Raw genomic sequence first — 19,643 nt, forward strand, 5'->3', positions numbered from 1 at the left:
TGTTAAGTAATGAACAGATACTAGAACATTGTTAATTATTTCAGAAAGATTGGTGACCCCGCTCATGCCTAAAGTGGATCGACGAATACTCAAAACGCAAGAAGCGCTAAAGAAAGCCGTCATTGAACTGATGTATGAAAAAAATTTTGATGATATTACCATCCAAGACATTTCAGACAGGGCCAATGTGAGCCGGGGAACGATCTACCTTCATTACATGGACAAATATGATCTGCTCGATAAGCTGATCGAAAATCATATCCATGAACTTCGGAACATTTGCGTCTCGACAGCGGACATGGATTTTATCAATGGGACATTGGTCTGTACCGAATACCTCGAACATAATTATTCATTCTTCTCTATGATGTTAGCCAGTAAAGGAGCCCCTTATTTCCGCAATCGATTCCTAGACTTTCTGATCGAAGAGTTTCGTAATGAGATCGATGTAACCAAGGGAAAAAATCAGGGGTTGGATGAAGATGTGATCGTCAGGTTTGTTGCGTCGTCTTATGTAGGGGTAGTGGAATGGTGGTGCAAAAATGATAAGCCCATCCCCCACCATGTCTTGGCAGAGCAATTGGGGATCTTGTTAGAGCGGAATTTGTAGCCCACCGAAAAATGTTCATCCGGGCTACACCTATTACTGTTGCATCTGAGCACCCAGAGATAATGAAAAGCCCTTCTGGCGGAATCCGCAGAAGGGCTCTCTCTATTCTCGAACAGCATCAAACACAGAAACATATTCGCTTCTGGATTCAGCCGATCCATCTATATAAACCGTGGAGAAGGCTTGGGGAACCGCCGCCCGCCCACCGGACGGTACGAAAACGGTGCCAAGAGGGTGGCGGTTCAACCCCTCATGCTGCCCGAACCTCACACAACAATTAATTTACATCGCCGTGATTCATGAACTTAACTCCTTCCACTCTTACTGACATTTCTCCAGAAGGAATCACAAGCTGATATTGCTCTTTGGTCTGGGCCATCAGCAGCTGAAATCCTAGAGGAGACAGGAAAGAGATTAAGCTTCGATCGGGGTTAGCCCGATGCGGAAATACAATCGTAAAGGATTCTGTCGAGCCATCATCCAGATAGAGCAAGTCTACTTGGCTCCCTATTAATACAATCGATTCTAGACGCTCTTCGGTCAGATCGTTCATGATCCCCTCAAGCGTTGAACAATAGGCAGATATTTTCTTATCAACCGTATTGCGTTTTTGGCAGTGATCAGGGAAATACTGATCTAAAAAATGTATCTTTTCTTCGTCAAAATGAACCAGTTGACTAACCAGCTGCACCCGGGAACCTTGAAAAATTGGACTATGGCTCATAGTAGATCTCCCCTCCTCTCCGAAGCACTCCACGACCATCAAAAGTAAAACCACTTACCATGAAAATCCCTCCCATGTAAATATAGGCCTCCCGGAGGAGACCTACTATAATTTTACCAAATATTACTGGCAAATCAAATATTCTATTCTAGTTCATCAAGCTCGATAAAATAATGGTCCTTCCGATAGGATACAGCCTCCATGGTCGCGATCAGATTCTGCTCATGGAAGACGTCAATCCGATAGAATCCGGTACGAAAATTTCGTTTGATTTCGGTTGCCCGTACGACGATTCTGTCTCCTGGTTTCGCCGATTCCATAAACTGGATGGTTGTAGAGAGTCCCAAGGATGTTTTTCCATAGGCATTACAGGCTACGGAAAACGCGTGGTCTGCTAACGCATAGATCACTGCACCATGAACAGTCCCGTATGCATTGACCATATGGCTTCCCACTTCCAGCGTGGCTTCTGCCAAACCGGCCTCAAATTTGGTTAACTGAATCCCTAATGATTGGGCATACGGATCGTTCTTTACTTTTTGCAAGATTTCTTCGTAGTGCTTTTCATAGATTTGTGTTTCATCGATTTTCTTTTTCATGATGGATGCCTCCCTTATCATTCTGACTAAGCTAACACTCGGATCAAAAGCATATAGAGCAGGGTGCCGCTCGCCAGAGAAAGAAGCATCTTTCTCTTCCAAATATGCAAAAACGCGACTACCCCAATCGAAACAAACTCAGGTATTCCATGGGTACCAGAAACTAAGCTCACATCCCTGATACAATAGACAACAAGCATCCCCAATGTCGCTGCTGGCAATACCTTGCCGAGGTAACTCACATACGGGGGCGCAGCCCTACCTGGGGGAAACACAAGAAAAGGAACAAATCTCGTAGCCATCGTTCCCAGAACGACCATTCCGATCGTGATCATTTGCTCGAACAACGTCATTGACATACACTCTCACCTGTCTTCCCCAGCTGTTTTTTCAGCAATGTAAGGATGCAAAGAATCAGCAGCATAGACGGGATCATGAACTGATCGCCCCCAAACATCACCAGACATAAAAGAGATAATCCCAATCCCAATACCGCGCTGTGATGCTCATCCTCCTTCATCCACTGCTCAATAAAGATGACAACGAATAAAGCGGTCATCACAAAATCAAGTCCTTCCATGTCAAATTTCAAGAATGTTCCGAAAAAACCGCCGATTGTAGCTCCAATGACCCAATAGCTGTGATTAAGCAGGGTGACAAAGAACATGAACCACCCCTTGTCCACGCCTTTTGGCACTTCAGTCGTATAGTTAATCGAGAACGATTCATCGCAAAGACCAAAAATCAAATAGATTTTTTTGAGTCCGGTACCCCTGTACTTATCCAGCATGGAGATCCCATAAAACAGATGGCGAGCGTTTACCATAAGAGTCAGCATCAGAGCGCCTACTGGGTCAAATGCACCGAGCAGCAACGTGACCGCTACGAATTCCATTGATCCAGCAAAAATCGTGAGAGCCATGAGAGCCGCATACACCACATCGAAACCCGATGCGTCCATGTAGATTCCATAGGCAATCCCCAAAAATAGAAACCCGGCTAAGATGGGAATGGTATGGGGAAATGCTGCCCAAAGAGCAGGTAGTCCCTTTTGATCTGTTGTCATAGTTGCTTGCATCTCTCCTCGTTTCAATTGATTTACATACAATCCTACCAACACATATCCATACAATCAATGATATAATTGTATGGATTACAATTTTCCGACGAGGTGCAGCATGCCGATTAATTCGTTCACCCATTATCCCATGTCGTGGAAACCAGACCGACATGCATTAAAACGCCCGCTCTATCTCTCCATCGCCCTGTTGTTGGAGCATGACATTACGAACGGATTTTTAGCTCCCGGCACCAAACTTCCACCACAACGGGAGCTTGCCGATTTTTTAGATGTGAATTTTACAACGATTACACGTGCTTATAAGCTGTGCGAAATGAAAGGATTCATCTACGCCGTCACCGGAAGTGGTACATTTGTTTCACCCAATGCCGCACGTTCCATCACGATTTCAAAAGACAACATCTCCCGTGATGTGATTGACCTTGGCTTTGTTGCATCATTTGAGCAAAGCAATCATATCGTTGCGGATGTGGCCAAACAAGTCATGGAGAAAACATATGTAGAACAGCTTTTTAACTACCATGATCCCACTGGAATGCCACACCACAAAATGGCTGGCCTGAATTGGATGATGGCATTTGGTATCCATGCCGATCCAGATCATATGGCTATCGTTTCGGGGGCGCAGAACGCGCTGGCGATTACGTTGTTGGCTCTGTTTGAACCAGGAAACCGTATCGCTGTTGACTTGTACACCTATTCGAATTTTATTGAGCTGGCCAAAATGTACCGGATTCAATTGGTTCCGATCCCTGGTGATGATGACGGAATGTTGCCGGGTGAGCTTGAAAATCAATGCCGTCTGGTAGACATACAGGGCATTTTCCTGATGCCTTCCTGTTCGAATCCCACGGCTGTCATGATGTCAGACGCCCGCAAAAAAGAATTGGCTGCTATCATCACCAAGTACAGTCTGATCCTCATTGAGGATGACATCCACGCCTTTTTAACGGCTAGAGTGATCGATGATTATAAGCAGCCGATGTATCAGCTTTTGCCCGAACAAACGGTCTATATCTGTGGCACGTCCAAGTCCATCTGTTCCGGGCTTCGTGTGGCCTACATGGTGTTCGGAGCTTCTTTTAAAGAGAGCATTGAAAAAGCGATTTTTAATATCAATGTCAAGACTTCTTCATTGGATGCCGAGATTATCACTGAACTGATTTTATCCGGAAAAGCAAATGAAATTGTTGAGGAAAAAAAGCAGTTGGCTCAGTCTGCCAATTCTATTTTTGCTGAGTATTTTCCTGAAGCTTCAAGTATTGGTCATCCGCTAAGCTTTTATAGGTGGCTCCCCATAGCGAAGGATGCGAACGCGCCAGAGATGGAAACTCTCCTACAGCAGCAAGGTATTCGCGTTTTTCATTCCAATCGCTTTCTCAGTGGTGCCAGAATGCAGGACAAGTTTTTACGGATAGCACTGGCATCTACGAATTCATGGCAGGAGTTACAAACAGGGTTGGAAATCTTGAAACAAAACCTTTAATACAAGGTACCCTCGCCGATCTTTCCTAAAAATAAATGGTTCGACTGAACTGGTTGGTGATTGAGCAAAATATGTTCCGGGAGTGAGCTGGCTAAGTAACCGCGCTTCCCTAACACCAACGAGGGAGTGAGATGGATGACTGAAAACAACAATCGCAATCAAAACGGTGCACTTGGACAAAACAACAATCGTAATCAAAACAATGCAGGTGGAGGCAACCTCACCAACATGGGTGGAGGGGACACTGCTGAGGCGGTAGGAACAGTGGGCGGTGGTGTTGTAGGAGCTGCCGTTGGTTCCATGTTAGGACCGCTTGGCACTGTTGCAGGTGCGATCGCAGGCGGTGCGTTGGGCAACCAGATGGGTGAGAATGCCGGGGATGACAACAATAACGCGCAACAACAACAGCAACAACAGCGTTAACGATTGTGTTTCATCATAATCAACACCTGATTGGCTAAAATGGTGAACAACAACAGCTGATCGAACCATAAAAAGGCCGGTTTCCCCTTCGTATGGTGGAAACCGGCTACTTTTTGCTTGGACAGCTTCACTACCCTCGGACAGAACATCTAAGAAAGAGCACCCATGGTGTGATGAACTCACTTTTTGGAGCCTAACGTTCCATAATCGGTAATGGTCAATTTCACGTTGTACTTGATCGGAACCTTGCTGAATATTTGATCCCAATCTGCTTTCACCTTTTCCCATAGTTTCGGATGCTCGATTCTCAATTGGTTTCCGAAGCCGGCCACATCTGTTATGTATTCGTTTTGCATTTTTTTCGTTACATGATGTACCAAACGATTCACTTCTTCTTCGGCGGCTTTTTCTGCCCTTTTTAGAAATTCATTATCAAAAGGGTCCCCCGATTCCACCCAATCTTCGGAGAGACGTCCCTCTGATTCGATATTCACATCAAAAGAGATATTACTTCCATTAACACGAGGTGTGATTTTGCTCTTCATCGACTTGATCTCGTATACGATCAGCTGCTCTGTCTGTTTATCAAAGCTTTTCACCACGCCTCCTTTGCTCCCTTTGCCGGTTATCCACATGATGCCTTCTAATTCCGTTTCATTTAAAAAACCAATCAGCTTATTCGTCCGTCCTTTGATCACGGCTGCTCCTGCAAATTTTATCTCCCTATTCGCCGCGATCACATTTTGCAACATAAAACTTGATCCTGATTGTATCTTGCCTTCTAATTTAGCCAGCGACATAGGAGGCATGATCCTCGTTGACCGATATTGATTATCTACGATTCCATGCAGACGAAACGCTGGAACTTCTCCACCTTTCTTGGTTTCGAGTGTCTCACTGGCTCGACCCTTGCTGATCAATATAAGACTGCTTGGCCTAATTTGATTGTCACGAAGCATTTGATCAGTCAATGGTTCCAAACTAATCCTGCGTACAAGATCCTCACCGAAAACAATCACTTTTAAATGCTGGCTGACAAAGGGCCGGTCCGTTCTCAATGAAAATTCACGAACAATTTGATGGACGGAATCTCCGGTTTCAGAAACATTAAGGTAAGGTTTTTGTTGCGCCGCCCCCCCACCTCTCGTCCCTGCGCCTGATGCTTGTGGGTTAATGATTTGAAAGGTTGTCGTAATCAGGTCTTTTTTGGGATAACCGCCGCCTTTCTCCCTCAGCTCCCTCTCCACTTTTGACTCCATGCCTTTATCAAATGCCAGGCCCACACCTAAACTCACCTCTTCAATCTCGTTGCTGCTCCAACATCCTGCAAGAGACAGGGACAACAGAACAAACAGGGACAACAAGAAGCACCGTACCTGGCTATAGCTTTGCTTCATGCTTTCCCTCCTTCAACCTGGAGACAATGAGCAGGATCAGTGGTAATAAGCCAAATAAATACAACGCGGTATCACCGACCAGATCAGCGAATGTAAACAGGTCATTGATATTTTTCGGAGTCATGGCAATGATGTAAATAACCGGAAGCAAGTAAAACATACATCGATGGATATCCTTTTGGAAGAGTTGAGCAAGTCCCAAAGCAGCTGCATAGTAGGTAATCGTAAAAGTAGAAAAAATTTGCATGATCCATATCACCAGGAAAAAAGATTCAAACCGTTCGAATAACAAACCGGTGATTTCCAAACTTCGTATCAGGTCAATCGTCGGCCATGTTCGCGTGATCACCCCATCGATGGATAACGCTCCGATGACTATCACTACTGTCATCACATAGAAGAGCATGGGAACGGCCGTACCAATCAGAACGGCTTGTACTGCTTTATTTGGCTGTTTCATAAACGCCAAAATGATCAACATGATTTCTACACCTGTATACGCAAGAACCGTAGACTTTGTCCCTTGTAGTACCGGCGCTACTCCCAACCCCAGTACCGGGCGCAGATTATCCACCTCAAAAATTTGGAAGCTGATAAAGAAAACCAAAGTAAAAATGACGAGCGTAATGGGAAATATGATTTCATACAGACGGGCGATCGGGTTAATGCCCCCCATAATCAGATAGAGACCTACCCACATAAATGGCATGAGAAGGGCCCATGAGGGAGTTCCTTCCAGCAAAAAATAACTGGTTACTTCCACCAGCATTCTGGCATCATATGCGGAACTTGAGAAAAAATAAATGATCGTAAAGAGACTAAGCAGCCCGCCCACCCATTTTCCTGCAATCTCTTGACTGTATTGGTAGAACGTTTTTTCGGGATACCGTTGGCTTAATTTCACCATGATCACCCCTGCAATCATCGTGATCAGTCCACCTAAAATAACGGTGATCCAGACATCTGGTGTTTTTACCGCCTCCACAGTTACCCGGGGCAAGGTGAGGAACGTAACACCCAGAATATAATTGATGACGATGACAGCTGCTTGCGGAGTCGTAATCCGTTCTTCTGGTCTGGCGATCATCGCTGCCCCCACCTCTCAGTCATAGTAAGCTATCCTTTGCGTATAGAATCTTTCGTATGCATCATCTTCGGCCGGCGTTTCATCATCAGGAGCGGCATACGAACCAAAAAGTCTTTCCAGTCACTTAATCGATAAGGAACAGCAGGACTGGCGTAAGGTACACCAAAACTCTTCATTTTCACCAAATGACTGCCAAGCAAGAGAAAAAACAGAATGACCCCATATAATCCAAACACAGCAGCGCAAAACATGGACGCAAAGCGAAGGATACGCAATGGAATCCCTAAATTATACGACGGAATGGTGAAGGAAGAGATCGCGGTTATCGCCACTACGATCACCATGATCGGGCTGACAATTCCCGCTTGTACGGCAGCTTCACCAATGATCAGTCCGCCGACAATCCCCATCGCAGGACCAATTGGCTTAGGCAAGCGAAGCCCTGCTTCCCGCAAAATTTCGATGGCAACTTCCATAATCAGCGCTTCGATCAGTGCAGGAAACGGAACCCCTTCCCGCGTTCCAGCAACAGAAATGGCCAACTTGGTCGGGATCAACCCGGGATGAAAAGAGATAAAAGAAATATACAAGGCAGGTACGAACAACGAAATAAGCGCTGTGAAAAAACGCAATAGGCGGACAAGCGTGCCGGGAATCCAGCGCTCATAATAATCTTCAGGCGATTGCATCAGCATGCTGAATGTAACCGGAACGATCAAAGCGAAAGGCGTCCCATCCAACAGGATCGCCACCCGTCCTTCCATCAATGCACTCATGACGCGGTCAGACCGCTCCGTACTCTGTACCTGCGGAAACGGACTGAGATAATTATCTTCGATGAGCTGCTCTACATAGCCTGATTCCGGCACATCATCCATATCGATTTTCTTGATTCTATTCTTGACCTCTTCCACCAGCTCCGGGTTGGCAATCTCCTTGATGTAGGCGATGACCAATTCTTTTTTTGCTCGCTTTCCTACCTGGAATTTGATGAAGGTCAAGTCCTCATTTTCCCCATGTCTTCGCAATAGGGCCGTATTATCGCTTAATGCTTCTGTGAAACCGATCCGCGGACCTCTGACCAATGCCTCTGACGTTGGTTCATCCACATTCCGCGTTTTTGCTTTCGTTGTGCTAAGGATCAATACTTCCGACGATCCATCGATCAATAGAGCGGTCGAACCCCGCAATACTTGCGGCACCAAATCTTTTAAGTCACACGCTTCTTTTATTCCACTTATGGGAAGGACGTGATTTTTAAGAAATTCATTGGGGATAGCTGGTTTTACTTCCAATTGTCCCCTTCCATACTTTGGGGAGAAATCTGCCATCAGTGACTTCATAATATGTTTATCAATGAGGTCTTTATCCGACAACCCGTCCACAAAGATGATCGCCGCCCTGATGTCTGTCCCTCCTATGTAAAACTCCCGGAAACGAACATCCGAGTTATGGCCGATTTCGTTCCTGACAAGCTGCATATCCACGGTAAAATCGCCTGAAAAATGGTCTGCCGAAACTTCTGAAGGCTTTATTTCCTGCTGGTCCTCATGATCAACCGCTTTTATGTTAGTTGTCTCACGTTCCCCCGCTGACCGGATCCATCTAAACGTGAAAGCAATGACATACGGAACGCAAAACACAACAATCGCTTGCACAAAAACTTGCCAGTCTGCCAGATAGGAAACCATCGCTTGCCACATGTGAATCACCTTTTTCATTTCTCATAGCTGCCACTGATACCTAGAAGAACGTCCCCAATACCTCGGTTACCACCCCATTATTTCCCTCAAGATGAACGGCTAAACCAATCGAATACATTGAGGTACCATGAAAAAACACCATATTTGGGCGAAATCGATTCGGTACCATGATTTGCAGAGATCACACACAAAAAAACGACCGCTCTTCGTTACAGAGCGGTCGTTACTTCTATCGCTACATTCGTTGATTAGGAAATCTCACGTACAAGCTGACCCAGAGCTTCGTTAATCGGTGTTACCGGTCGGCCGAGCAGCTTTTCGAAATCGTTGCTCTCGATCTCCAAGGAACCTTCCCGAATACCTTGCTGGATAGCTACGAGAATCGGGATCACAAAGTCTGGTACGCCGGCCCCTTTCATGACGTCTGCATAGGTAGCGTCGTCAACCTGCTGCACGGAAACTTCCTTACCCAAAACCGTACCGAGAGCAGACGCCAGTTCTTCCTGTGTCAACAGCGGGCCGGACAACTCATAGGTCGTATTCTCATGTCCGTCGCCAGCGAGTACGGCTGCAGCCGCTTCGGCATAATCTTGGCGCGGGGCCCAGCCCACTTTTCCAGAGCCTGCTGATGTCAGCCAAGGTGCACCTGCCATCACAGCTTGAATGCTCGCGGTCTCGTTCTCCAGGTACCAGTTATTACGCAGGAAGGAATATGGGATACCGGTTTTCAAGATGGCTGCTTCGGTAGCTTGGTGTGTTGCTGCCAGGAACAGCTGGCTTTCCGTTGCATTTCCCAGACTTGTGTAAGCGATGAAGCCTACTTTTGCACGGGCTGCTGCTTCTACTGCATGGGTATGCTGACGAATTCTGGTTTCATTGTCTCCGTCGGCAGAAATGATCAATAGGCGGTCAATCCCTGCAAAGGCCGCATCCAAGGTTTCTGGATGGTCGAAGTCTCCATGACGAACCTCGACTCCTTGAGCACGGAGGTGTTCTGCTTTCTCCGGGTTGCGGACACTTACAGCCAGTTGGCTTGTCGGGACTGTTTTTAACAGTGCCTCGACCACTTTGCTGCCGAGCTTGCCTGTTGCACCTGTTACTAATAATTTCATGATCGATTCCTCCAAATTGGTTGTAATTTATTTTGTTATAACAATAATAGTTACAACTTGTGTATAAAATAAGAGCTCTATAAAAAGAGCTTTTATTTATTGAAACTTATGGATCAGCTGGTCGAGCGTCGTCTGTGCGAGCCTCTGTTCCATAGCGGATTGGGCATCTCTTAGCTCCGCTTGAAGAACCTGCTCGATATTGCGGCCGACCGGACAGGCTATATTGGGGTTTTCGTGAATGCGGAACAGTTGGTTCTCCTCTGTCACATTCACAGCCCGATAGACATCAAGGAGGGTAATCTCGCTGGGATCCTTGAGCAAGGAAGCACCTCCCACCCCTGGACGAACGTCTACTAGCCCCGCCTTCTTTAACATACCCATCATTCTCCGGATTACAACGGGATTGGTATTGACGCTGCCTGCGATGAAGTCTCCTGTACACTCATTCGGAGAAAAAGCAATGAGGGACAGGGTATGCACAGCCATGGAAAAGCGCGTACTGATTTGGCCCAATTGTATCACCACCGTTGTAACCATTATAGTTATAACCATTCAGTAAAGTCAAGCTCGTCTTCTGCCCCCGTACCTATCACCAATCAGGAATGTTTTGCTCCTGCTACAGCCCGGACATAAACCCGCTTTTGATGTTTTTCTACCGCCACAGGCGCATCAAAAAACTGGCTTAACGTCTCCTCATCCAGAAGTTGTTCGGTTTCCCCACTCTGGAAAACCTCCCCGTTACGCAACAGCAAGGTGTGGCTAAACACGGGAAGGATCTCCTCCGTATGGTGGGTCACATAAATCAATGTCGGAGCATCCTCCTGCTGTGCAAGCTCGTTAATGCTGTCCAGCAGCTTTTCGCGCGAGAGCAGATCAAGTCCGTTGCAGGGTTCATCGAGAATCAAGATACGCGGATTCGCCATCAGTGCCCGGGCAATCAGCACCTTTTGCTTTTCGCCCTGTGAGCAGGTCTTGAATTCCCGGTTCCACAGATGCTTGCATCCGAGTGTCTGCATCAACTGATGGGCACGGCTCCAATCGGCCTCGGACGGTTGTTCGTACAGACCGATGCTGGCGTATTTCCCACTGGCCACGATGGATTGCGCATAATCGTTGACATGCAGCTTTTCCTGCAGGGATTGGCTGACCCAGCCGATGGATCGGCGAAGTTCCCGCAGATCAATCTCTCCAAAGCGATGCCCCAATACGGACACCTCGCCACTTGTGGGCCAGAGATAGCCGGTTATCATGTTAAGCAGGGTTGTTTTTCCCGAACCATTCAGACCGAGCATGGCCCAATGCTCCTTGGGCTTGACTTGCCAGCTGACGTTATGGAGCAGTGTCGTGGTATCTCTTATCCAGGTAATTCCCTGTAGATCGATTACGTATTGCATACTCTTCACCCTCTCTGACATCTCTCTTTCGAATCAAATACGTCTATGATTTCTATCATAAGAGAAAGGTCATCGATTGTCGTTGTGAAAAGTGTCAGAAATATAGAATTTTTGAGAGTCAGATCCATTTTATTTCAGCTTGCGTACGTACTCAGATACTTTTTCAAGACCCTCCCGCAACACTGGGCTACTGCATGCATAGCCAATCCGTACATAGCCTTCCATGTCAAAGCAGGCACCCGGTGTGAGAAATGCCCCTGTATTAGCCAATAATCCAGTACAGAATGTAACAGACGGTACAGGCACATCCACTTTCAATAAAGCCGTTGTTCCGGCACGCGGTTTGACATAGGAGAAGTCAGGTTCTTTGTTCACCCAATCATCCAAAATAGCAAGGTTGTCTCTCACAATGGTACGGTTACGCTGTAGGATTTTGTCATAGTTCTTGAGAGCATGCACGGCAAGAATATCGTCCAGCATCCCGCAGCTGATCGTGGTGTAATCCCGGTGCTTCATACATTCGGCGATTACTTCTTGCGGTGCGGCAATCCAGCCAAGTCGCAGGCCTGCAAGCGAGAGGGCTTTGGAGACACTTGATGTGCTGATCCCTTTTTCATATAGATCGACGATAGAAGGCACATCGGCATCGTCAGCCTGCAGCAGATTTCTGTAGACTTCATCGCAAAGCACGTAAGCCCCGCAGGAACGCGCAATCTCAACGATACGCTCCAACATATCCCGCTCCATCACAGCACCGGAAGGATTGTTCGGATTGTTGATGCAGATACATTTGGTATTGGACTTCACAAGGGATTTCAACTCGTCAAGATCGGGAAGGAAGTTATTTTCTGGACGCAACGGGAGCAGATCGACTGTGGCCCCAAACGACTTAGGCACTTCATAAATCTGCTGATAGGTAGGATGCACAGAGATCACATGATCCCCCGGTTGAACCAGCGAGTAAAAAACCAAAAAGTTGGCACCGATCCCCCCGTTCGTGACGAGAACGTTATGCGGTTCAATCGATGAATATAGGTTCGCAGCCACCAGCTGTCTGAACTCGGGAGAGCCTTCGATGTGACCATACGTAAGTTTTACGTCATACAGGGAACGAAAAAATTCGTCCGGATTGGTGCCATCTAACGTGACCAGCTCCTCTAATGTGAGGGAGTCCACACACGTCTCTGCAATATTGTACACAGCGCTTGTTTCATATGCATTCATCCATTCTTCTACGGAAAATGCCTTGATTTCCATATGACAACCTCCTATGTTACAGGTGAGCGACGATGCCGAGCCCTTTCGCTTTCGCCTGCTTTAATATGTAGTCCGCTGTAATGATATCCTGAAGGGCAATGCCCGTGCTGTCAAAAATCGTGATGTCTTCATCCGACAGTCGTCCCGGTGTCTGACCAAGGATCACACTGCCGATTTCTGCGATAATCTCATTTTTGTTGAATCCCCCTTTTTTAACAGGGATTTCTGTTTCTCCTACGTGGATAGCTTGGGTGACGTCATCGACAAATACACGGGCTGATGAAAAAATGCTTTCATCAATTTCTTGCTTTCCTACCATATCCGCACCCACACAAGAAAGATGGGTACCCGGTTTGATCCAATCTTTTTGGATGATAGGTTGTCGGGAAGGGGTTGCGGTCATAATAATGTCTGCTTCCTCTGTTGCGGTTTGAATCTGGTCGGTTGCGACAACTTCGACCATCTCGATACGCCGGAGGTAGGTCTGGTAGATCTCCTCATCGGCCTGATATGGGGACAGGAACTTTTCCTTCAGCTTGGCCTTCATGGACGTGCAGAAGTGTGCAGCCTTTTCGTATGAGCGGGGGTTGATCACCGTCACCTTCTTGATCTGTTCCATGATCATCAGCGTGGACATGATCAGAAAAGGAGCCAGGTGGCCTGAGCCTATTAACAGCAGATTCTCTGACTCTTTTCTCGCCAGATATTTCGCGCCGATCCCCCCTGCTGCTCCTGTCCGCATCAACGTTACCGCATCCCCGCCCATCATACCGATCGGGACGCCTGTTCTGCTGTCGAGTACCAGGACAAAGCCGACGAGCGGCGGAAGATTTTTCGCTGGATTCTCTCCATACCACGACACGAGCTTTAATCCGAATATATCGGCCCCCATCAAGTGACCTGATTTGATGTCCATGTCTGCCACTCCGGGAGAAAATTCATGGAATACCATCGGGAACAGTGCAGCTTCTTTTTGCGCCTTCAGGGTATAAGCGCGCTCAACCAGTTCGATCACATGTTTCATATCAAGCAATTGTTCTACATCTTCCTGATGAATGACTCTGAAAGGAAACACGTTTTCCCCTCCTCCAAAATGATTGAAATGCCTTGGCTTTGACTTTACCATAGAGTCTATTGGCAAGAACAATTGATGGTTCTTATCGTTACTATCACAATTTTTTAGAGGCGGATAAGGGGGGAAAACACATGGAGCTTCGGACGCTGAAAACCTTTCAAGTAGTCGCTACCCATCTCAATCAGACGAAAGCTGCCGAGATCCTCGGATATACGCAACCGACCATTACCATGCAGATTCGGAATCTGGAGATGGAGATTGGTCATTCGTTATTTCATCGGGTCGGGAAAAAAACCTATTTGACACCAGCCGGAAAAGTATTAAAACAGCATGTCGATCAGATTTTGGACCGTGTGGATGAGATGAATAAAGCGATGAATCTATTGCATGGACCGTATGGCAATCTCGTCATCGCTGCACCTGAGTACTATTGGACCCATTTTCTCACGCTGCTCATCCATACGTATGTAGGGCTTCATCCACAGGTAAAGCTCAAGCTGGTTTCCTGTAACAGTGGCGACGTGATTCGTCTGATTACGGCAAACGAAGCAGATGTGGGAATCATTGCAGGTCATCATCATAGCGATGATGTACAAGCCACCAGACTGGACGAAGAAGAACTGGTGCTGGCAGGAAGAAGAGAGCTTTGTGAACAAGGTGAACTGCCTGCGATTTTCCGACATGCTCCGCTTCTCTATAAAGAAAGCTATCATCTGGATGGACTCTATGACCGCTGCATGGAGGAGCTTCCCACCAGACCAGTGTCTGTGATCGAAAGCAGCAGTGAAGAGGCGATCAAGCAAGCGGTCTTAAATGGCACAGGTGTCGGTCTCATCAGTGTAGATCTGATCAAGGATCAACTGGAAAAAGGAGAAGTTGTCTCGTTACACCGCTTTTCGCAGCCATTAGAAACCTTTATTATCACGCTAAAGGACCGTTCTGATGAGATTACTCTTCAATCGTTTACCGAACTGGTCGTGGAAGGCTGGGACGAAGCTGGTGAAGAACGATAACGCCGTACGACCTCACACATACAACAAACTCCCTCGCTGGTTGATGCGTTGCGTAACCAACAGGGAGTTTGTTTCCTTTCAGCAATCCAAGCCTCTTTTACATAAAAAACAGACCGTGCCCCGAAAGAACGGTTCCTTCGTAGACACAGCCTGTTACTGTCATCAAACAATCGGCTATGACACGTTACGGTCAGGGCCAATGTCTTGCCGCTTGTATTCTTTTTCCCAGAAATCCGCGCCTTTAATGCCCAGCTTGACCGGATCAAATACAGGGTCTTTGCCTTCTTTCCTCTGGGTATCGTAATCCTTGAGGACGCGAAGTGCCGGTTTGGTAAGAAGCAGGATCGCGATGATGTTGAGCCATGCCATGGAGCCTACCCCAATATCACCAAGCGTCCACGCGAGCGATGCTGTTTTGATACTTCCGTAGAACGTCACAGCGAGAATCCCGAATTTAAGCAGGTAATCCATCCATGGACGTTTCACCTTTTGGTTGATGTACGCAAGGTTCGTCTCTGCCATATAGTAGTACGCCATAATGGTGGTAAATGCGAAGAACAGAAGCGCAATCGCAACGAATGGGCCGCCATAACCTGGGAGCACAGTCTCCACCGCTTGCTGGGTATACATCGGGCCTGGTTCGATATCCCCGAGGTTGTTGACGATGGCTGGTGCCCCGTCTGGTTTGACATTGTACATACCCGTGATCAGAATCATGAATGCCGTAGCCGAGCAGACCAGCAACGTATCCACATATACCGAGAACGCCTGCACCAAGCCCTGCTTGGCTGGATGCGATACTTCCGCAGCCGCTGCCGCATGTGCACCCGTACCTTGACCTGCTTCATTGGAGTAGATCCCCCGTTTGACACCCCAAGAGATGGCTGCACCGAGAATCCCACCAAATGCAGCATCTACCCCGAAAGCACTCGTGAAAATCAGTGAAATGACTCCCGGCAATTTATCAATGTTTACCGCTACAATGAAAAGCGCCAGCAGAATATAGCCAAGAGCCATAAAAGGTACCACAATTTCCGCAACACCAGCAATACGCTTGACACCACCAAAAATAATAGCTGAAAGCAAAATAACAAGCCCAATACCGGTGATATAAGGACTAACCCCTAAGCCATTCTCCATCCCGGCAGCAATACTGTTTGCCTGAACTCCCGGAAGCAAAAGCCCGGTAGCGACCACCGTCACGATGGAAAACAAGACAGCATACCACTTGATGTTCAATCCTTTTTCAATATAAAAGGCTGGGCCACCGCGGAATTGGCCGTCTTGCTTGCTTTTGTATACCTGACCCAGTGTCGATTCCACGAAAGCCGAGCTGGCCCCGAGGAACGCCATCGCCCACATCCAGAAGACTGCACCCGGTCCCCCATAGGCAATCGCGGTTGCAACACCAGCGATGTTCCCTGTACCGACACGTCCGGACAGAGCCAGAGAGAGCGCTTGGAACGAAGAAACGCCTGCTTCTGAGCTTTTCCCTTCGAAAATCAGCTTCACCATATCCTTGATGTGACGGACTTGGAGAAAGCGGGTCGCGATGGAGTAGAACAATCCTGTTCCCAGACACAGATAGATCAGGGCCTGGCTCCAAATTAAGTCATTTAATCCGTTAACAAAAGCTTCCAAATAAACTCCCCCTTTTCTGTTCCTATGTTATGTACCACTAATAACTAATTATAGGATATTTATTTTCTTTTATAAACCTTTTTATTTTATTATTATCATTATTTTAGCTCGAGTGACTAAAAAAAAGAACCAAACGCATACATTTCATGCGTTTGGTCCTACTTTTGTACGGCTATTCTATTGGATCAGCTCCATCAGCTCACCAAGCTCCTTTGGCGTCAGATTGCGCCAATGTCCTACTTTTAATCCACCGAGCTGGATATTCATAATCCGTACACGCTGGAGCCGTTCGACCCGATAGCCGAACGCTTCACACATGCGGCGGATCTGGCGGTTGAGTCCTTGTGTGAGAATGATGCGGAACACGCGGTCACTCACCCGGCTGACTTTGCAAGGTTTGGTTTTGGTTCCTAAGATATGTACGCCACCAGACATCCCTTTGACAAACTCGGGGGTGATCTGCTTGTTGACGGTCACGATATACTCTTTCTCATGATTGTTCTCCGCCCGCAGGATTTTGTTGACGATGTCGCCGTCGTTGGTCAAGAGGATCAGACCATCGGAATCCTTATCCAACCGGCCGATCGGAAAAATCCGTTCCGGGTGATTGATGAAATCGACGATATTGCCTGCGATATGCTGCTCAGTGGTCGAGGTGATGCCGACCGGCTTGTTCAGGGCGATATAAACCGGTTTTTTCTTCGCTCCAATCTGCTTGCCGTCGATCTTAACCACATCGCCTGGCTCAGCGGTACTGCCCAGCTCAGCCAATTTGCCGTTGATGGTGACCCGCTTGGCCTCGACCAGTTTGTCCGCTTCGCGTCTGGAGCAGAAGCCTGTTTCGCTGATGAATTTATTGATGCGCATTCGTTCGAATCCCTTCCCTGCCAATGATCCTGTATCGATCATGTACTTGAATAGGCATCATTGTACCATATCTGGGCGCGGGAAGCACATCTATGCCAGCAAGAAATGGGGAATCGCTATTCCGCCTTCGCCGCCAAATGATACCCCTCGATAAAGCAATCGATCCACTTCAGCTCATCCTCGGGGCACTCCGCAAGCTTCATCAGACGGGCCAGATCATGCGCAATCTTGTCACGGTCACCACGGTGCTCCCGGGTAGAGCAAGCCACCCCACGGAATATCTCCAGCTCGAATTGCATCTCACTCTTGGTCAGCGGACCCCCATGCGAGGTGACGAAATACTCGGCATCGTATGCTTCAATCCGATCCAAAAGCGGCAGAAGCTGCTCATCCGTATAATATCTGTTCGGGCAATAGATGGCAGGCCCGATCGCATCGCCTAAGAACAGTACCTTGTCTTCTTTTACATAGATCAGGCAGGAATCGTGGGCATGATCGCCTCCCACATGCTCGATCGTGACCGTAATTCCACCCAGATCGATCTTAAGCTTTTCTTCAAAAAGAATCGTCGGAAGCTTGATCTTGATGTCGCGGTCACGCCCGGCAAACTCCTTTTTGATATATTCAGCACAGAATGGTATCTCGATCCCCTGCTTCACCCGCTCGTCAATCGCTTCGTCTGTCCACTCCCATGCCTGCATGATTTCGAGCTGTCTACGGGTCTCCACATGCGCGATGGAAGGCAGATTCAACCGGTCCATGCCAAATACATGGTCCCAGTGCCAATGCGTCAGCGCCACGAGTTCGGCTGGCGGCAGCTCGTGCTCGGATACTTGCTCCAGAAAAAGCGCAGCATGGGCGGACGAATTGCCTGCATCCATGATGAGAGAGCGCTCACAGCCGGAAATCATCGCGAGGACAGGCCGATCCACGGAGCCGTCAGGTGGCAGATAGAGAATATGATCCGTTAATCTGGTTAGTTGCAAATTCATAGAGTACTCCCCCTTTTACTTCATTATAGGTAGAGCGGTGGGGTCTGCCTACTCTCATCTGGAGATCTCTGATACTCATTTTTATGATAAGATAGTGATTATGGAAGGTTCTTACAGATCATCCCGAATGGAGAGGAAACTCCACTATGAAATATACCGTCGGTGCGTGATGACGGTCTCCCCTTCGATCCATGGCTTCGCACACATGTCCGCTGCGGTGGAACCCTGCTCAAAGCCTGCCACCGTGCCATGTATGTGCCTGCCAGTGTCACCGACTGGCAAGAGTGGACAGGGCTGATGTTCCCCGAGTCTGGCGAATACGTCATCGAGGGTGCGCTCACCCCGATCCGCATCGATCTGGAAAAAGACCTCGGCGAATACATCGAGCCGAATGTCTGGGTTACCTATCACCTGTAAGGAGGGAGCTTTTTTTGACAGAACTCTCACAAGTACTCGATCACATGCGCGAATTCTCTGACCCCCGCGCCGTCGCCATCTGGGCCAAGGTAGGGATGCCGACCGATACCTACATCGGTGTCAGCTTGACGAATCTCAAGACAATAGCCAAGACGATCAAGAAAAACCACGACCTCGCCCTTACGCTCTGGCAGACCGGTATCCACGATGCCCGCCTGCTCGCCACCATGATCGAAGAGCCGAAACAAGTCACCCTAGATCAGATCATCCACCAATCCGACGACTTCGACTTCTGGGACCTAGCCGATAAATACTGCAAAAATGTCATCGGCAAAACAACCATGTCCTCTCACTTCATCGACTTGTGGAAGGACAGCGACATCGAAATGAAAAAACGCTCCGCCTACATCCTGCTCTCCGGCTACGCAGGGCAGAAGAAAACCGGCATCGACGACTCCTACTTCGAATCCTTCCTGCGCGTGATCCAAGACTCGATCACCACCGAAAAAAACTGGGTCAAGGAAGCGATGATCTACGCCCTGATCGGCATCGGCAGCCGCAATCCCCATCTGCATGAGCAGGCCCTCTCCGTCGCCCGGCACGTAGGTACAATCGAGGTAGATTATGGTGACACCTCCTGCCAGACACCTGATCCCATCAAAATCCTGACCAGCGACCGTACGAAAAAGAAACTCGAGGCATGAAAAAATCCCTTTCTGTAGAGGCACAGCGGTGCACTTGAAACCAGCCTGCCATTCAGAAAGG

Annotated in this window: 22 protein-coding genes; 6 read left to right on the plus strand and 16 right to left on the minus strand. The window is 47.8% G+C overall.

The window, feature by feature from the left end; all coding sequences use genetic code 11:
* The first annotated feature begins 64 nt into the window (after window positions 1-64).
* The gene (locus FGI41_RS04895; protein WP_139488815.1) at window positions 65-610 is read left to right on the plus strand and encodes a TetR/AcrR family transcriptional regulator; all 546 of its coding nucleotides are present in this window, start codon (window positions 65-67) and stop codon (window positions 608-610) included.
* A gap of 277 nt (window positions 611-887) precedes the next feature.
* Here the strand turns inward: FGI41_RS04895 and FGI41_RS04900 are convergent, their stop codons facing one another.
* From FGI41_RS04900 to azlC, 4 genes are all read right to left on the minus strand, one after another.
* The gene (locus FGI41_RS04900; RefSeq protein ID WP_176560124.1) at window positions 888-1,334 is read right to left on the minus strand and encodes a GreA/GreB family elongation factor; all 447 of its coding nucleotides are present in this window, start codon (window positions 1,332-1,334) and stop codon (window positions 888-890) included.
* A 143-nt stretch (window positions 1,335-1,477) separates the two neighbouring features.
* On the minus strand, window positions 1,478-1,933 hold the full coding sequence (locus FGI41_RS04905; protein ID WP_139488817.1) for a PaaI family thioesterase: 456 nt from the start codon (window positions 1,931-1,933) through the stop codon (window positions 1,478-1,480).
* Between the two features lie 26 nt (window positions 1,934-1,959).
* Window positions 1,960-2,292, minus strand: coding sequence for a branched-chain amino acid transporter permease (locus FGI41_RS04910; RefSeq protein WP_139488818.1), 333 nt, complete (start codon window positions 2,290-2,292; stop codon window positions 1,960-1,962).
* Entirely contained in the window at window positions 2,283-2,999 is a 717-nt protein-coding gene (azlC, locus tag FGI41_RS04915) for an azaleucine resistance protein AzlC (RefSeq protein ID WP_139489058.1), read from the minus strand. The genes FGI41_RS04910 and azlC overlap by 10 nt, the downstream gene beginning before the upstream one ends.
* Before the next feature lie 112 nt (window positions 3,000-3,111).
* Between azlC and FGI41_RS04920 the strand changes: the two genes are divergently transcribed.
* Both FGI41_RS04920 and FGI41_RS04925 read left to right on the plus strand, forming a co-directional pair.
* Window positions 3,112-4,500 (plus strand): aminotransferase-like domain-containing protein, encoded by a 1,389-nt coding sequence (locus FGI41_RS04920; RefSeq protein WP_139488819.1) that lies wholly within the window; start codon window positions 3,112-3,114, stop codon window positions 4,498-4,500.
* Between the two features lie 135 nt (window positions 4,501-4,635).
* Entirely contained in the window at window positions 4,636-4,923 is a 288-nt protein-coding gene (locus FGI41_RS04925; RefSeq protein ID WP_139488820.1) for a glycine zipper domain-containing protein, read from the plus strand.
* Here FGI41_RS04925 and FGI41_RS24765 read toward each other — a convergent pair.
* The 9 genes from FGI41_RS24765 to FGI41_RS04965 all read right to left on the minus strand — a co-directional run bounded on the left by FGI41_RS24765 (window position 4,920) and on the right by FGI41_RS04965 (window position 13,948).
* The gene (locus FGI41_RS24765) at window positions 4,920-5,072 is read right to left on the minus strand and encodes a hypothetical protein (RefSeq protein WP_176560125.1); all 153 of its coding nucleotides are present in this window, start codon (window positions 5,070-5,072) and stop codon (window positions 4,920-4,922) included. The genes FGI41_RS04925 and FGI41_RS24765 overlap by 4 nt on opposite strands.
* Before the next feature lie 30 nt (window positions 5,073-5,102).
* Entirely contained in the window at window positions 5,103-6,320 is a 1,218-nt protein-coding gene (locus tag FGI41_RS04930; protein WP_139488821.1) for a Ger(x)C family spore germination protein, read from the minus strand.
* Window positions 6,304-7,407, minus strand: coding sequence for a spore germination protein (locus FGI41_RS04935; protein WP_139488822.1), 1,104 nt, complete (start codon window positions 7,405-7,407; stop codon window positions 6,304-6,306). Before FGI41_RS04935 ends, FGI41_RS04930 begins: the two co-directional genes overlap by 17 nt.
* Before the next feature lie 29 nt (window positions 7,408-7,436).
* On the minus strand, window positions 7,437-9,110 hold the full coding sequence (locus FGI41_RS04940) for a spore germination protein (RefSeq protein WP_139488823.1): 1,674 nt from the start codon (window positions 9,108-9,110) through the stop codon (window positions 7,437-7,439).
* Between the two features lie 248 nt (window positions 9,111-9,358).
* A complete protein-coding gene (locus FGI41_RS04945; protein ID WP_139488824.1) occupies window positions 9,359-10,222 on the minus strand; it encodes an SDR family oxidoreductase in 864 nt (287 codons plus the stop codon).
* Between the two features lie 96 nt (window positions 10,223-10,318).
* Window positions 10,319-10,759, minus strand: a complete 441-nt coding sequence (locus tag FGI41_RS04950) for an Rrf2 family transcriptional regulator (protein WP_139488825.1) — start codon at window positions 10,757-10,759, stop codon at window positions 10,319-10,321.
* Window positions 10,760-10,818: 59 nt separating this feature from the next.
* On the minus strand, window positions 10,819-11,616 hold the full coding sequence (locus tag FGI41_RS04955) for an ABC transporter ATP-binding protein (RefSeq protein WP_139488826.1): 798 nt from the start codon (window positions 11,614-11,616) through the stop codon (window positions 10,819-10,821).
* Between the two features lie 129 nt (window positions 11,617-11,745).
* A complete protein-coding gene (locus tag FGI41_RS04960) occupies window positions 11,746-12,873 on the minus strand; it encodes an aminotransferase (RefSeq protein WP_139488827.1) in 1,128 nt (375 codons plus the stop codon).
* 16 nt (window positions 12,874-12,889) lie between these two features.
* Window positions 12,890-13,948 (minus strand): ornithine cyclodeaminase family protein, encoded by a 1,059-nt coding sequence (locus FGI41_RS04965; RefSeq protein ID WP_139488828.1) that lies wholly within the window; start codon window positions 13,946-13,948, stop codon window positions 12,890-12,892.
* Window positions 13,949-14,079: 131 nt separating this feature from the next.
* On the opposite strand from FGI41_RS04965, the gene FGI41_RS04970 reads away from it, so the two are divergent.
* Entirely contained in the window at window positions 14,080-14,961 is an 882-nt protein-coding gene (locus FGI41_RS04970) for a LysR family transcriptional regulator (protein ID WP_139488829.1), read from the plus strand.
* A 174-nt stretch (window positions 14,962-15,135) separates the two neighbouring features.
* On the opposite strand, the gene FGI41_RS04975 is transcribed toward FGI41_RS04970, so the two are convergent.
* The 3 genes from FGI41_RS04975 to FGI41_RS04985 form a co-directional block, all read right to left on the minus strand.
* On the minus strand, window positions 15,136-16,602 hold the full coding sequence (locus FGI41_RS04975) for an alanine/glycine:cation symporter family protein (protein ID WP_139488830.1): 1,467 nt from the start codon (window positions 16,600-16,602) through the stop codon (window positions 15,136-15,138).
* Between the two features lie 177 nt (window positions 16,603-16,779).
* The gene (gene rluF / locus FGI41_RS04980; RefSeq protein WP_139488831.1) at window positions 16,780-17,469 is read right to left on the minus strand and encodes a 23S rRNA pseudouridine(2604) synthase RluF; all 690 of its coding nucleotides are present in this window, start codon (window positions 17,467-17,469) and stop codon (window positions 16,780-16,782) included.
* Window positions 17,470-17,585: 116 nt separating this feature from the next.
* Window positions 17,586-18,461: an MBL fold metallo-hydrolase gene (locus FGI41_RS04985; RefSeq protein ID WP_139488832.1), complete on the minus strand. Its 876-nt coding sequence runs from the start codon at window positions 18,459-18,461 to the stop codon at window positions 17,586-17,588.
* A 162-nt stretch (window positions 18,462-18,623) separates the two neighbouring features.
* Here FGI41_RS04985 and FGI41_RS04990 point away from each other — a divergent pair, with 162 nt between their 5' ends.
* Window positions 18,624-18,878 carry a hypothetical protein gene (locus tag FGI41_RS04990; RefSeq protein WP_139488833.1) on the plus strand — a complete coding sequence of 85 codons (255 nt, stop codon included), beginning with the start codon at window positions 18,624-18,626 and terminating at the stop codon, window positions 18,876-18,878.
* 14 nt (window positions 18,879-18,892) lie between these two features.
* Window positions 18,893-19,582, plus strand: coding sequence for a DNA alkylation repair protein (locus FGI41_RS04995; protein ID WP_139488834.1), 690 nt, complete (start codon window positions 18,893-18,895; stop codon window positions 19,580-19,582).
* Window positions 19,583-19,643 lie beyond the last annotated feature (61 nt).

The organism is Brevibacillus dissolubilis, from assembly GCF_006170445.1.
In the GTDB taxonomy this organism is placed as follows: Bacteria; Bacillota; Bacilli; order Brevibacillales; family Brevibacillaceae; genus Brevibacillus_B; species Brevibacillus_B dissolubilis.